At 69.5% G+C, this 13,042-nt stretch carries 13 protein-coding genes and 2 tRNA genes; 8 read left to right on the forward strand and 7 right to left on the reverse strand.

Annotated elements, in window-relative coordinates:
• The first annotated feature begins 231 nt into the window (after nucleotides 1-231).
• From AC1DU4_RS11400 to AC1DU4_RS11415, 4 genes are all read left to right on the forward strand, one after another.
• Nucleotides 232-304 (forward strand) — tRNA-Lys (locus AC1DU4_RS11400).
• Between the two features lie 157 nt (nucleotides 305-461).
• Nucleotides 462-2,825: an arylsulfatase gene (locus AC1DU4_RS11405; RefSeq protein WP_477839871.1), complete on the forward strand. Its 2,364-nt coding sequence runs from the start codon at nucleotides 462-464 to the stop codon at nucleotides 2,823-2,825.
• Between the two features lie 14 nt (nucleotides 2,826-2,839).
• Nucleotides 2,840-4,057 (forward strand): DUF2254 family protein, encoded by a 1,218-nt coding sequence (locus AC1DU4_RS11410; protein WP_477839872.1) that lies wholly within the window; start codon nucleotides 2,840-2,842, stop codon nucleotides 4,055-4,057.
• A 109-nt stretch (nucleotides 4,058-4,166) separates the two neighbouring features.
• Nucleotides 4,167-4,239: transfer RNA gene (locus AC1DU4_RS11415), tRNA-Lys, on the forward strand.
• Nucleotides 4,240-4,292: 53 nt separating this feature from the next.
• Here AC1DU4_RS11415 and AC1DU4_RS11420 read toward each other — a convergent pair.
• From AC1DU4_RS11420 to AC1DU4_RS11430, 3 genes are read right to left on the reverse strand one after another with little or no spacing between them, the layout of a single operon-like run.
• Nucleotides 4,293-4,691 carry a low affinity iron permease family protein gene (locus AC1DU4_RS11420; RefSeq protein WP_477839874.1) on the reverse strand — a complete coding sequence of 133 codons (399 nt, stop codon included), beginning with the start codon at nucleotides 4,689-4,691 and terminating at the stop codon, nucleotides 4,293-4,295.
• 9 nt (nucleotides 4,692-4,700) lie between these two features.
• On the reverse strand, nucleotides 4,701-5,228 hold the full coding sequence (locus AC1DU4_RS11425; protein ID WP_477839876.1) for a hypothetical protein: 528 nt from the start codon (nucleotides 5,226-5,228) through the stop codon (nucleotides 4,701-4,703).
• An 8-nt stretch (nucleotides 5,229-5,236) separates the two neighbouring features.
• On the reverse strand, nucleotides 5,237-5,458 hold the full coding sequence (locus AC1DU4_RS11430) for a DUF3618 domain-containing protein (protein ID WP_072844876.1): 222 nt from the start codon (nucleotides 5,456-5,458) through the stop codon (nucleotides 5,237-5,239).
• Between the two features lie 138 nt (nucleotides 5,459-5,596).
• Between AC1DU4_RS11430 and bcp the strand changes: the two genes are divergently transcribed.
• On the forward strand, nucleotides 5,597-6,070 hold the full coding sequence (bcp, locus tag AC1DU4_RS11435) for a thioredoxin-dependent thiol peroxidase (protein ID WP_477839878.1): 474 nt from the start codon (nucleotides 5,597-5,599) through the stop codon (nucleotides 6,068-6,070).
• 56 nt (nucleotides 6,071-6,126) lie between these two features.
• On the opposite strand, the gene AC1DU4_RS11440 is transcribed toward bcp, so the two are convergent.
• From AC1DU4_RS11440 to AC1DU4_RS11455, 4 genes are all read right to left on the reverse strand, one after another.
• On the reverse strand, nucleotides 6,127-7,494 hold the full coding sequence (locus tag AC1DU4_RS11440) for a M20/M25/M40 family metallo-hydrolase (protein ID WP_477839880.1): 1,368 nt from the start codon (nucleotides 7,492-7,494) through the stop codon (nucleotides 6,127-6,129).
• Nucleotides 7,494-7,970 (reverse strand): hypothetical protein, encoded by a 477-nt coding sequence (locus AC1DU4_RS11445; RefSeq protein WP_477839881.1) that lies wholly within the window; start codon nucleotides 7,968-7,970, stop codon nucleotides 7,494-7,496. Before AC1DU4_RS11445 ends, AC1DU4_RS11440 begins: the two co-directional genes overlap by 1 nt.
• Before the next feature lies 1 nt (nucleotide 7,971).
• On the reverse strand, nucleotides 7,972-9,435 hold the full coding sequence (gene gadC / locus AC1DU4_RS11450) for a glutamate/gamma-aminobutyrate antiporter GadC (protein WP_477839883.1): 1,464 nt from the start codon (nucleotides 9,433-9,435) through the stop codon (nucleotides 7,972-7,974).
• Between the two features lie 142 nt (nucleotides 9,436-9,577).
• Entirely contained in the window at nucleotides 9,578-10,384 is an 807-nt protein-coding gene (locus AC1DU4_RS11455; RefSeq protein ID WP_477839885.1) for a TetR/AcrR family transcriptional regulator, read from the reverse strand.
• A 68-nt stretch (nucleotides 10,385-10,452) separates the two neighbouring features.
• Here AC1DU4_RS11455 and AC1DU4_RS11460 point away from each other — a divergent pair, with 68 nt between their 5' ends.
• From AC1DU4_RS11460 to AC1DU4_RS11470, 3 genes are all read left to right on the forward strand, one after another.
• Complete coding sequence (locus AC1DU4_RS11460; RefSeq protein WP_477839887.1) at nucleotides 10,453-11,427, forward strand: ATP-binding cassette domain-containing protein; 975 nt, start codon at nucleotides 10,453-10,455, stop codon at nucleotides 11,425-11,427.
• On the forward strand, nucleotides 11,424-12,206 hold the full coding sequence (locus AC1DU4_RS11465) for an ABC transporter permease (protein ID WP_477839889.1): 783 nt from the start codon (nucleotides 11,424-11,426) through the stop codon (nucleotides 12,204-12,206). The genes AC1DU4_RS11460 and AC1DU4_RS11465 overlap by 4 nt, the downstream gene beginning before the upstream one ends.
• Before the next feature lie 92 nt (nucleotides 12,207-12,298).
• Complete coding sequence (locus AC1DU4_RS11470; RefSeq protein ID WP_072845007.1) at nucleotides 12,299-12,988, forward strand: TetR family transcriptional regulator; 690 nt, start codon at nucleotides 12,299-12,301, stop codon at nucleotides 12,986-12,988.
• Nucleotides 12,989-13,042: the final 54 nt, after the last annotated feature.

The following is a 13,042-nucleotide window of genomic DNA, read 5'->3' on the forward strand; positions in this document are numbered from 1 at the left end:
GAGAAAAACGCTCGTCACCTGTGCGGACCTGTCGAACTGCCATGATGCCAGCAGTTAGCTGGACGAGCCAACATCGACTCGGTGCAACCGGTCACGTTCGTATTTCAATCGCAGCGATCCCCCGAAGCGTTACCTGACCTGCGAGAACCTTGCAGATTTGCATTCGATCGAGGCGCTCGTCTAATGTTCTCCACGTCGCAGCGAGCGGGTCTGACCCGGTCGAGTGGCGATGCGCCTATAGCTCAGTTGGTAGAGCAAGTGACTCTTAATCACTGGGTCCGGGGTTCGAGTCCCTGTGGGCGCACCCGAAAAGCCCCCCTGATCTTCACGATCAGGGGGGCTTTCGTGTTTCTCCGTCCACCCGGCCGATTCGCTCCGGCGGTGCACGAGCAGCGATTACCCTGAGGCCACTACAGGCGCCGAACGGCGTTCCGATGCATGCCAACGGAATGTGAGCAGCCATGGTGGACCGGGCCGATCGTCGCGAGGTACTTCCGATTCCGGATCGGCCGCATGTCGGCCTGCTGACCTACGACGCGAAAGACCCGGACACGGCGTTCCCACCGATCGAGCCGTTGCTGCCACCGGCGGGTGCACCCAATGTCCTCGTGGTCCTGCTCGACGACGTCGGGTTCGGCGCCAGCAGCGCATTCGGCGGGCCGGCGAACACGCCGACCGCGGAGCGACTGCAGCGGGGCGGGCTCACCTACAACCGCTTCCACACCACCGCCCTGTGCGCGCCGACCCGGGCCGCGCTGCTCAGCGGGCGCAACCACCACTCGGTCGGGATGGGCATGATCACCGAGACCGCGACCTCGGCGCCCGGCTCGTCCGGGCTGCGCCCGAACACCAAGGCCGCACTGCCGATGACGTTGAAACTCAACGGCTACTCGACGGCCCAGTTCGGCAAGTGCCACGAGGTTCCGCCGTGGCAGACCTCGCCGGTCGGCCCGTTCGATGCCTGGCCCACCGGCGGCGGCGGATTCGAGCACTTCTACGGGTTCATCGGCGGCGAGAACAACCAGTACTACCCGGCCCTCTACGAGGGCGTCGCACCCGTCGAGGCCGACCGGACGCCCGAGGAGGGCTACCACCTCACCGAGGACCTGGCCGACCGCGCCATCGACTGGGTGCGCACCCAGAAGTCGCTCGCGCCCGACAAGCCGTTCTTCGTCTACTTCGCGCCCGGCGCCACACACGCCCCGCATCACGTGCCGCGGGAGTGGGCCGACAAGTACGCCGGCCGGTTTGCCGGCGGGTGGGACGCACAGCGTGAGTCCATCTTCGAGCAGCAGAAGCAGCGCGGCGTGGTTCCCGACTCCGCCGAACTCACCGCCCGGCCGGACGCCATCCCGGCGTGGGACGAGATGGACGAGACCCTCAGACCGGTGCTGGAGCGCCAGATGGAGGTGTACGCGGGGTTCCTCGAGCACACCGACTTTCACGTCGGCCGCGTCATCGACGCGATCGAGGCGCTCGGCGCCCTCGAGAACACGCTGGTCTACTACATCATCGGCGACAACGGTGCCTCCGCCGAGGGAACGGTCAACGGGGCGTTCAACGAGATGGCGAACTTCAACGGCATGGCCGCGATCGAGACGCCGGAGTTCATGGCGGCGGTCAAGGACAAGCTCGGGACGACGGAGGCCTACAACCACTACTCGGTGGGTTGGGCGTGGGCGATGTGCACGCCCTTGCAGTGGACCAAGCAGGTCGCCTCGCACTGGGGCGGCACCCGCAACGGCACGATCGTGCACTGGCCCGCCGGGATCCGCAGCAAGGGCGAGACCCGGTCGCAGTTCACCCACGTGATCGACGTCGCCGCAACGGTGCTCGAGGCCGCCGGACTGCCGGAGCCCACGTTCGTCAACGGCGTGCAGCAGGCCCCCATCGAGGGCACCAGCATGGTCTACAGCTTCGACGAGGCCGACGCGCCGGAGCGACACGACCTGCAGTACTTCGAGATGGCAGGCAACCGCGGCATCTACTACAAGGGCTGGAGCGCCGTCACCCGGCACAGCACCCCGTGGCTGCCGAACGAGGTGCTGCCCGCACTCGACGACGACGTGTGGGAGCTCTACGACGGAACCGAGGACTGGACGCAGGCCCGCGACCTGGCGGCGGAGATGCCCGAGAAACTGGCTGCGCTGCAACGGCTGTGGCTGATCGAGGCCGTGAAGTACAACGTGCTCCCGATCGACGACCGCCGGTTCGAACGGCTGAACGCGACCATCGCCGGCCGCCCACAACTGGTGTCCGGCAACACCCAGGTGCTCTTCCCCGGCATGAAACGGCTCAGCGAGAACAGCGTCCTCGACGTCAAGAACCGGTCCTTCGCCGTCACCGCCGCCATCGAGACGCCGGCCGACAGCGCGACCAACGGGGTGGTCATCGCGCAGGGCGGCCGCTTCGGCGGGTGGGCCCTCTACGTCAGCGAGGGCCGCGCCAGGTTCGTCTACAACCTCCTCGGCATGAAGGAGTTCGTGACCGAGGCCACCGAAGACCTCTCCCCCGGCAGTCACCAGATCCGGGCCGAGTTCGCCTACGACGGCGGCGGTCTCGCGCAGGGCGGCGACGTCACCCTCTACTACGACGGCCGCGGCGTCGGGACCGGCCGGGTCGAGCAGACCCAGCCGATGATCTTCTCCGCGGACGAGACGACGGACATCGGCGACGACTTCGGGATGCCCGTCAGCGCCGGCTACACGGGCCCGACCAGGTTCAACGGACGGATCGACGTCGTGCAGATCGACGTCGGCGACGACGACCACTCCCACCTCATCGACCCGGCGGAGGTCTCGCGGGTGGCCGTTTCCCGGCAGTGACGGGCGAGTGACCGGTGCCCACCCCCGTCGGCCAGGTCTTCCGCCGCCACAGACGACGCCTGCGCGCCGGACTCGCCCAGCTGCTGTCGGTCCTGGCCGGCCTGGGGCTCGGTCTCGTCATGCCGACCGTGACCGGTGGGCCCACCGTGCCCGCCCGGCAGGTCACCGACCTGTTGATCACCTTCGGCCTGGGGCTGCTGGGCGCGGTCGCCGTGATCTTCTCGCTGCTCTTCCTGGTGGTGCAGTGGGCCGCTACCACGTTCACACCGCGCCTGACGCTGTTCCGGGACGACCCCATCGTCTGGCGGACCTTCGCCTTCGCCCTCGGCCTGGCCGTCTTCGCCATCACGACGGCCCTCGCAATCGGCACCCAGACCGAGGTTTCGGTGGTCCTGCCCGTCATCACCTTTCTGCTGCTGCTCGTGATGCTCGCGCTGCTGCGAGCACTCCAGCTCCGTGCCTTCGCCGCGATCCAACTGGCCCCGGCCCTGGCCTCCATCGCGGATCGCGGCCGGACGATCATCGCCGCCCTCTACCCCGAGACCACCGGAGAACCCGTCACGCCGCCGACCACGCTGCCGCCGCTGCGCACGACGGTCACCTGGCCGCACCCGCCGAGCGTGGTGCAGGAGATCGATGTCGACCGGCTCCTGGTCGCCGCGCGGGCCGCGAACGCGGTGATCGTGCTGCGCGGGCTCCCCGGCACCACCCTGCAGCGCGGAGCACCCGTCGCGGACGTCCACGGCGCCGGCCTGCCGGACGTCACGGTTCTCGACACGCTGACCTGTGGCCGGGAGCGAACCTTCGTCCAGGACCCGCTGCTCGCCCTCCGGTTGCTGGCCGACATCGCGCTGCGAGCCCTCTCGCCCGCGGTGAACGACCCCGCGACGGCCGTCCAGGTGCTCGACGAGATCGAAGACCTGCTCGACCGGGTCGCGGCCGCGGGCACGGCGCCGCTGTGGATCGTCGACCGCGCCGGCGTACCGCGAATCGTCGTCCCGCTGCCCGGATTCGACGACTTCGTGCGGACCGGCCTCGACGACGTGATCGCGGCCGCCGCGACCTCGCCGATGACCCTCGACCGACTCCGGGTGCTGCTGGCGCGGGAACTGAACCGGTCGGCGCCCGTCCACCATCGGATGCTCGGCGCCCGGCAGGACTGGGTCGACGAACTGGCCGGACCCTTCACACACCTTCACCCGCCGCCCGGTGACAGCGGTCAGTCACCCTGATCGCCCCCGCTGCGGACACCGGAGCGGGGCCGAATTTGGATTCACGCGGCGCGCTCGTCTAAAGTTCTCCACGTCGCAGTGAGCGGGTCTGACCCGGTCGAGTGGCGATGCGCCTATAGCTCAGTTGGTAGAGCAAGTGACTCTTAATCACTGGGTCCGGGGTTCGAGTCCCTGTGGGCGCACCCGAAAAGCCCCCCTGGTCTTCACGATCAGGGGGGCTTTCGTGGTTTCCGGGTCAGTGGCGTTGTTCGAGCCCGACGGCTTCCCTGAGCCGGTCCGCGGCGGTTCGAAGCGCCGGATCGTCGAGGGCGGGTGAGGCGAGCAGCGCCGCCAACGCCTCCGCGATGACATTGAGCTTCTCCTGCGAGGCCTCGTCGGCGCGGCGCCCGGCGTTCTCGAGCAGCACCACGAGGAGCAGCGTGAAGACGCTCGCGACGGTGTGAATGGCGACTTGCCAGGTCTTGAGGTCCGTCCACCACGGCAGGCTGATCAGCCACACCACGACGACCCCGGCGCACAGGAAGAAGAACGGCGCCTGGCTTACTCGGAGCTCGGCCTGCTCCACGAACCGGTCGAACGACGAACGGCGACTGCGTCCTCCGCGGGTGCGCGCGGCATCACTGCTTCGCTCCATGACCGGAGTTTAGTCGCGCCTCGAGCGCCGGACGCAGGACGAACTCTCACGCTGTCGCACGAAGTGCCGCCGCAGCCGACGGTGCCGATGCGCGAAGAACGCCGCGATCCCGCGGGCCAGCAGGCCGCCCAGTCCGGGGACCACGGCCAGCGCCCGACGGGGCTCGAAGGTGACCCGGTCGTGCACGCGGGTGCGTGACGGCCCGTCCGAGGTCAGCGTCCGCTCGTGTTCCCAACGTCGCATCGAGCCCATCGTGGACCGCTCGTGGAACCGGTGTCCCGGATCCAGCTCGGCCACCGTCAAGTCGTCGTAGTCGAACGGGAGCAGGCCGAAGAGGAACAGCCAGCACCGGCCGACCTCCCGGCCCACCTCGACGGTGTCCACCGTGAGCCCGCGCCTGCCGCGGGGCGTCGCCATCCGCATCACCGGCATCATCTCGCCGTTGATGCCCGCCGGCGTGACCACCCGCGCCCACACCTCGTTCCGCGGCGCCTCGACCAGCGAGGTCCGCTCGACCACGCGCACCCGGGTGGACACCGGTCAGGTCAGCTGAAGATCTTGCGCAGCACCAGGACGACGACCAGTGCGCCCGCGCCCACCAGCGCGTACTTGACGGGCGGCTCGTTCACCTTCGCCACCAGCGTGGCCTTGGCGTTCTCCACCAGACGCTTGGGGTTGGTGCGGACGCTGAGCTCGTCCAGGGTGCTGGCGAGCTGGTTGCGCGCCCGTTCGATGTCGCGCTCGATGCTGTCGGTGTCCCTGGGCACGTGAATCCCGCTTTCTCTCATCGCCTTGTCGTGTGTGCCTTGACCGTACCGGGACGAGCACCCCGGCCGTAGCCAGGAACCCGCGTCGGGGCCGACGGAGCACGGCGGGCGGGGAGGTCGAGCAAGTAGCCTGGCGTCGTGACCGAGAACATCAAGCTCTCCCCCGGAGACGCCGCACCCGAGTTCACCCTTCCCGACGCCGACGGCAAGGAGGTGTCGCTGTCCGACTTCCGCGGACGCAAGGTCATCGTGTACTTCTACCCGGCCGCAAGCACCCCCGGCTGCACCAAGCAGGCCTGCGACTTCCGCGACAGCCTCGCCGAGCTCAACGGCGCGGGCCTCGACGTCGTCGGCATCTCCCCCGACAAGCCCGCCAAGCTGGCCAAGTTCCGCGACGCCGAGTCGCTGACCTTCCCGCTGCTCTCCGACCCCGAGCGGACCACGCTGCAGGCGTGGGGCGCGTTCGGCGAGAAGAAGATGTACGGCAAGACCGTGCAGGGCGTGATCCGCTCGACCTTCCTCGTCGACGAGGAGGGCAAGATCGAGGTGGCCCAGTACAACGTCCGGGCCACCGGGCACGTCGCCAAGCTGCGCCGCGACCTGTCCGTCTGACGCGTCGACCGCCGCCCCTGCGCCCGAGCACGCACCCGGACGCAGGGGCGTCGTGGTCACCGGGTGTCGGCGAACCGGCGCAGGAACAACGCCTCCGCGACCGCCAGGTTCTCGATCTCGGACGGGTCGACGCTCTCGTTCGGGGCGTGGATGAGGCAGCGCGGCTCCTCGACCCCGATCAGGGCGATCTCCGCCCCCGGGACCTGGTTCGCGAAGACGTTGCACAGCGGGATCGACCCACCCTGCCCGACCGTGCCGAGCGGCTTGCCGAACGCCTCCGCCATGGCCGCGCCGAGCGCCGCGTACCCCGGGCCGTCGGTGCCGGCCCGGAACGGCGACCCGGTCGGCTCCCGCTCGACGGTGACCCGCGCGCGCCAGGGCGCCGCGGCCTCGAGGTGCGCGATCAACGCGTCCTGGGCCTGCTGTGGGTCCATGCCCGGCGGCACCCGCAGGTTCAGCCGGGCGGAGGCGCGCGGCTGGACGGCCGCGGCCGAGCCGACCACCGGCGGGCAGTCGATGCCGAGGATGGTCAGCGCCGGCCTGGCCCAGACCGCGTCCGCCACCGAACCCGTCCCGGCCAGCCCGACGCCGTCGAGCACGCCCGCGTCCGTGCGGAACTGGGCCTCGGGGTAGTCCACCCCCGCCCACGTCTGGGTGGCGTCCAGCCCCGCCACGACGGTGTTGCCCGCGGCGTCGCGCAGCGTCGCGAGCATCGCCACCAGGGCCGCCAGCGCGTCCGGCGCGGGGCCGCCGAACATGCCCGAGTGCACCTCCCCCGCCAGGGTTTCCACGTGCACCACCACGTTGGCGATGCCGCGCAGGGTGGTGGTGGCGGTCGGCAGGCCCACCTCCGCATTGCCGGTGTCGACCACCAGGATCATGTCCGCCTCGAAGAGTTCGGGCCGCTCCTCCACGAGGGCCTCGAGGCCGCCGGTGCCCATCTCCTCGGAGCCCTCGGCGACCACCCGGATGCCCACCGGGAACGGCGTGCCCAGCGCCCGCAGCGCCAGCAGGTGCATCACGATGTTGCCCTTGCAGTCCGCGGCGCCGCGTCCGTACCAGCGACCGTCGCGCTCCGTGAGCTCGAACGGCGAAGTGTGCCATTTGCTCTCGTCGCCCGGCGGCTGGACGTCGTAGTGGCAGTACAGCAGCACCGTCGGCGCACCCGGCGGTCCCGGCTGGTGCCCGACGACGGCGTTCGACCCGTCGGCGGTCTCGATCAGGTCGACAGTGCCGATCCCGGCCGCAACGAACGCGTCCCGGACCCACTGCGCGGCCTGCACGCATTCCTCCGCCGGGAACTGTCGCGGGTCGGCGACCGAGCGGAAGCCGACCAGCGTCGCGAGTTCCTCACGCGCCGTGGGCATCAGGGCCCGCACCGCGCCGCGGATCTCGTCCGCCGTCGACGTCTGACTTCCCGCCATCATTCCTCCACCAGTTTGAGGTCGCGCACGTGCGCGTCGTATCCGGCCAGCTCGTCCGGACAGTAGACCTCGAGCACCAGTCGCTGGGCCTCGACCAGTTGCCGGGTGCCGATGATCGGGCGCTGGCCCGGCCCGGCCGCGCCGCTGACGATCTGCTGGTGCAGCACGGCGTCGCGCAGGGCGCTGCCGGGGTCACTGCACGCCGCCCCGCCGTCGGTGCCCAGCACCCGCGCGGTGGCCTCCGTGTCCAGGGTCCCGAATCCGGCCGCGTCGAAGCGCGCCGACAGTTCGGTCGCCTTGTCCTGCGCGGCGAGGTCGTCCTGGTGCTGGTTGAACGCGACCAGCCCCCACACCGCCAGTCCCACGAAGACGGCGGCCGCCACCAGGTACACCACCCGGTGGGTGTTCTCGGGCCGCGTGGGCTGGTCGTCCACCGCGGCGATGCTCACGCCGTCGTCCTTTGCGGCACCGGCCATCTCACGCCTCCTTCACGGGATCCACGACGAGTTCCTGTTTCCAGGACGGCTTGCGCAGCGCCAGGATCAGCAGCGGCACACCCAGGCCCACGATCCCGAACCCGCCGCCGACGATCAGCACGTACACCAGGACGCTGCCGCCGCCGAACTGCGAGGGCGGGACGAAGCCGATGCAGAACGCCGCCACGCTGGCGACCAGGCCCACCCAGCACAGCAGGAACAACGCGGGCGCGCGGTAGCCGCGCGGGTGGTCCGGCTGCTGACGCCGCAGCCGCATCGCCGCCACGAACATCAGCACGTACACCACCAGGTAGACCTGCGTGGTGATGACCGAGAGGATCCAGTACGCGCTGGAGACCTCCGGGATGAACGCGTAGAGCAGGGCGATCACGGTGGTCACCGCGCCCTGCGCCACCAGGATGTTCTGCTGGACCCCGTGCACGTTGAGCCGCTGCAGGATCGGCGGCAGGAAGCCGTCCTGCCGGCCGATCATCAGCAGGCCCTTCGACGGCCCGGCCAGCCAGGTGAGCATGCCGCCCAGTGACGCCGCGATCAGCATCAGCGCGAGGATCGGTGTGGCCCACCCGAACCCGAAGTGCGCGAAGAAGGTGTCGAAGGCCTGCATGACGCCCGCGGTCAGGGACAGACTCTCCGCCGGCACCACCCAGCTGATGGCGATGGCGGGCAGGATGAAGATGCCCAGCACCAGCCCCATCGCCACGAACATCGCGCGGGGGAACTCGCTGGCCGGCTTGCGCAGGCTCGAGACGTGCACGGCGTTCATCTCCATGCCCGAGTAGGACAGGAAGTTGTTGACGATGAGCACCAGGCTGGCGACGCCGGTCCAGGCCGGCAGCAGCGCACTGAACTCCATCGGGGCCGCGGACGGGTTGCCCTGGCCGAGGAACACCACGCCCATGACGATCAGCAGCACGCCGGGGATCAGGGTGCCCAGCACCAGCCCGGCGCTGGAGAGTCCGGCCACCGCCTTCATCCCCCGCGAGGACACGAACACCCCGGCCCAGAACAGGGTGACGATCACGATCGCGGTGTACGGGCCGCTCGATGCCAGTTGCGGGTTCACCACGTAGGCAAAGGTGCTCGCGACGTACGCCAGCAGTGTCGGATAGTAGAAGATCGTCATCGCGAACTGGCACCACACGGCCAGGAACCCGGCCTTGTCCGAGATCCCCTCGCCCACCCAGCGGTAGACGCCGCCCGCCCAACCCGACGCGAGTTCGGCGGAGACCAGCGCGGTCGGCAGCAGGAACACCAGTGCCGGGACCAGGTAGAGGAACACGCAGGCCAGCCCGTACACGGCCATCGACGGGGCCGACCGCAGGCTGGCCACCGAACTGGTGGTCATCATGGCCAGGGCTATCCAGGTGATGTACTGCTGGCGCGGCGCGGGTGGTTTCCGGTGCGCCGCGGTGGAACTCGGCTCCCCTGTCGTGTCCACGCTCATTCGGTCACCATCCCGTCGGACGGGCCGCCGCGGAGTCGGCGGGCTCCCACCCACACTGTCCCCTCTACCGCGGGGGCGTGCACTCGATCATGCGGGCCCGGACCGGATTTCACCCGGATCGGATGAGCCGACCGGGCGCGGCTCAGCGATGCGCGTCGATCAGCTTCTCGATGCCGTCGAGCAGCAGGGCGAGCGCGAAGGTGAAGTCCGCGTCGTCCCAGTCGACGTCCGGGTCGGCGTCGAATGCGCCGTCCGCGACCGCCGCGGTCAGGTGCGGGAACTTCGCCGGGTCGAGCAGTTGCGGCAGCAACACCGAATAGTCCAGCGCGGCGGCGTACTCGGGCGACACCGTGGCGGAGGCCGCCTCGAAGTCCGCGGCGAAGCGGGCCCGTCCGATCACGTACAGCGAGGTGTTGAGGACGATCTGGAAACGCAGCGGCGGCGGCAGCGGGGTGTCCGCCAGGCAGCCGAGTCCGGCCTCGAGCCACGCGATGTTGTTGGGTCCGGTCGGCGGCACGCCCCCGAGGGACAGCTGCAGCCACCACCGGTGCCGCATCAGCGCCTCGTACTCGGAGGTGGCCCACTGCGCCAACGCATCCCGCCACGGCGTGCCCGGCTCGATGTGCGGCGCGGGCCCCACCACCCGGTCGGTGATCAGCTCGATCAGCTCGTCCTTGCTCTTGACGTACCGGTACAGCGACATGGTCGTGAAGCCCAGCTCCTTGGCCAGGCGGGCCATCGACAGCGACGCGGCACCCTCCGCATCCGCGACTTCGATTGCGGTGTCGAGGATCTTCTCGAGACTCAGCCCGCGGCGCGGCCCCCGACTGCCCGGTTCGGTGAGCCCCCAGGCGAGCCTGACGGCTCGGGGCAGATCGCCTGTCCCCGTGGTGTCCGCACCACTCGTGTCCATGTCCGTACCGCTCCCGTCGTCACCTCTTGCGCTCATCGTAAAACTGTGTACGTTATAAACCGAAGTATATGGCATACACAGTTTCCGATTCCGGGAGAAGACTGATGACTCACGACGAACCCACCGGGGCGATTCACGTCTCCGGCCTCACCAAGGCCTACGGCGACCACACCGTTCTCGACGGCCTGGACCTGCACGTGCCTGCCGGCCGGATCTTCGCCCTGCTCGGCGCAAACGGTGCGGGCAAGACCACCACGGTCCGCATCCTGTCCACGCTGCTGCCCTTCGACTCCGGGCAGGTGAGCGTCGCCGGACACCCGCTCCCCGGCGCCGCGCGGGCGGTGCGCCGACGCATCAGCGTCACCGGCCAGTACGCCGCGGTCGACAAGGTGCTGACCGGCCGCGAGAACCTCATGCTCGTCGCCGAACTCAACCACCTCGGCCGGAGCGAGGCCCGTCGCCGCACGGCGGAACTGCTGGACCGATTCGACCTCGTCGACGCGGCCGACCGCCGGGCGCAGGACTACTCGGGCGGCATGGCGCGTCGGCTGGACCTGGCGATGAGCCTGGTCGCGGACCCGAAGGTCGTCTTCCTCGACGAGCCGACCACCGGACTCGACCCGCGCAGCCGTCGCGAGATGTGGTCCGTCATCCGCGAACTCGCCGACGGCGGTGTCACCATCTTCCTGACCACGCAGTACCTCGAGGAGGCCGACCAACTCGCGGATCGTGTCGCCGTCATCGACGGCGGCCGGATCGTGGCCGAGGGCACCCCCGACGAACTCAAGCGACTGGTCGACGGCGGCCGCATGGAACTGCAGTTCGCCGACCGTGCCCAGTTCGACCTCGCCGCGGGTGCGCTGCCCGGTGCGGTCACCGACGACGCCACCCTGACCGTCGAGGTACCCACCGACGGCAGCGTCGCCTCCCTCAAGGCGCTGCTGGATCGAATCGACTCCCCCGACCTCGCGGTCGAGAGGTTCGCCCTGCACACCCCCGACCTCGACGACGTCTTCTTCGCCCTCACCGGCGCACCGCGCGTGCCCGGCCCCACCTCGACGAAAGCGGCGGCCCGATGAGCACCCACACCGATCGTGAACTCACCTCTGTCGTGGCCGATTCGACGGTGATGCTGCGACGCAACCTCAAACACGTCCTGCGCAGCCCGGACACCATGCTCATGGCGGCGGCGCTGCCGATCATGCTGATGCTGCTGTTCGTGTACGTCTTCGGTGGCGCGATCGACACCGGCACCGAGTACATCAACTACGTCGTCCCCGGAATCATCCTGCTGTGCGCGGCATTCGGCGCATCGACCACCGCGGTCAGCGTGTCCACCGACATGACCGAGGGCATCATCGACCGCTTCCGCACCCTGCCCATCGCGCAGTCGTCGTTCCTGACCGGGCACGTGCTCGTCAGCGTGGTCCGCAACCTGGCGACCACCGCGATCGTCATCGCGGTCGCGCTGCTGTTGGGCTTTCGCCCGACCGCCGACCCGCTGCGGTGGCTGGGGGTTCTCGGCGTCATCGGCGGCTTCATCTTCGCCCTGTCGTACCTGTCGACGGCGCTGGGACTGCTCGCGAAGAACCCGGAGGCGGCGAGCGGGTTCACCTTCGCGATCATGTTCCTGCCCTACGTCAGCAGCGCGTTCGTGCCCGCCGACTCGATGCCCTCGTGGCTGCAGTGGTTCGCCGAGAACCAGCCGGTCACCCCGATCATCGAGACCGTCCGAGGACTGCTGATGGGCACCGAGATCGGCAACAGCGGCTGGCTCGCCCTCGGCTGGTGCGCGGCGATCACCGTGGCCGGCTTCGCCTGGTCGACCGTGCTCTACCGCCGGCGCGTCGCCGCCTGAGAACCCGGCCCCGTCGGAGGTATCCGGTACCGGGAGAAACACCAGACCATGGGGTGCGTCGAAACCCGAGCCCCTGCGGTTAACCTGGGGTGGTGGAAGCCATCACCAGCAGTCGAGCCTCGCGACGCGCGGACCCGGCTCTGGAGAGCCCGGACGATCCGCAGGAGTTGCTGCCCCGCAAGCGCCCCACCCAGGAGCGCAGCCAGCGCAAGTTCGACGCCCTGCTCTCCTCCGCGCGCGAACTGCTGACCGAGGTCGGTTTCGAGTCGTTCACCTGCGAGGAGGTCGCCTCCCGCGCGGACGTCCCGATCGGCACGCTCTACCAGTTCTTCGCCAACAAGTACGTCATCGTGTGCGAGCTGAACCGGCAGGACTTCGCCGACGTCCGCGACGAGCTCGAGCAGTTCAACGGCGAGGTGCCGTCGCTGGACTGGCTGCGCTTCCTCAACAACTTCGTCGACCACCTGGCAAAGCTGTGGACCTCGGACCCGTCCCGGCGGGAGGTGTGGCTGGCCATGCAGTCCACCCCGTCCACCCGCGCCACCGGCAAGATCCAGGAGAAGGGGCTGGCCGGGCAGATCGCCCTGATGCTGGCCCCGTTGACCCCGCGCACCGAGCGGGACCGTCGGATCATGATGGCCGAGGTGCTGGTGCACGTCGTGTACTCGATGCTGAACTTCTCGGTGCAGGACGGCCAGAGCCACGCCGACGCCGTCGACGAACTCAAGCGGCTGATGGTCGCGTATCTCCTCGTGGCGGAGAAGGAGTCCCGCTCTCACTGATGTCCCCCGGGCGCTCGGCTCCCGATCACGGACACGACACAGACGAACGAGGCC

The organism is Rhodococcus sp. P4_F5, from assembly GCF_056401315.1.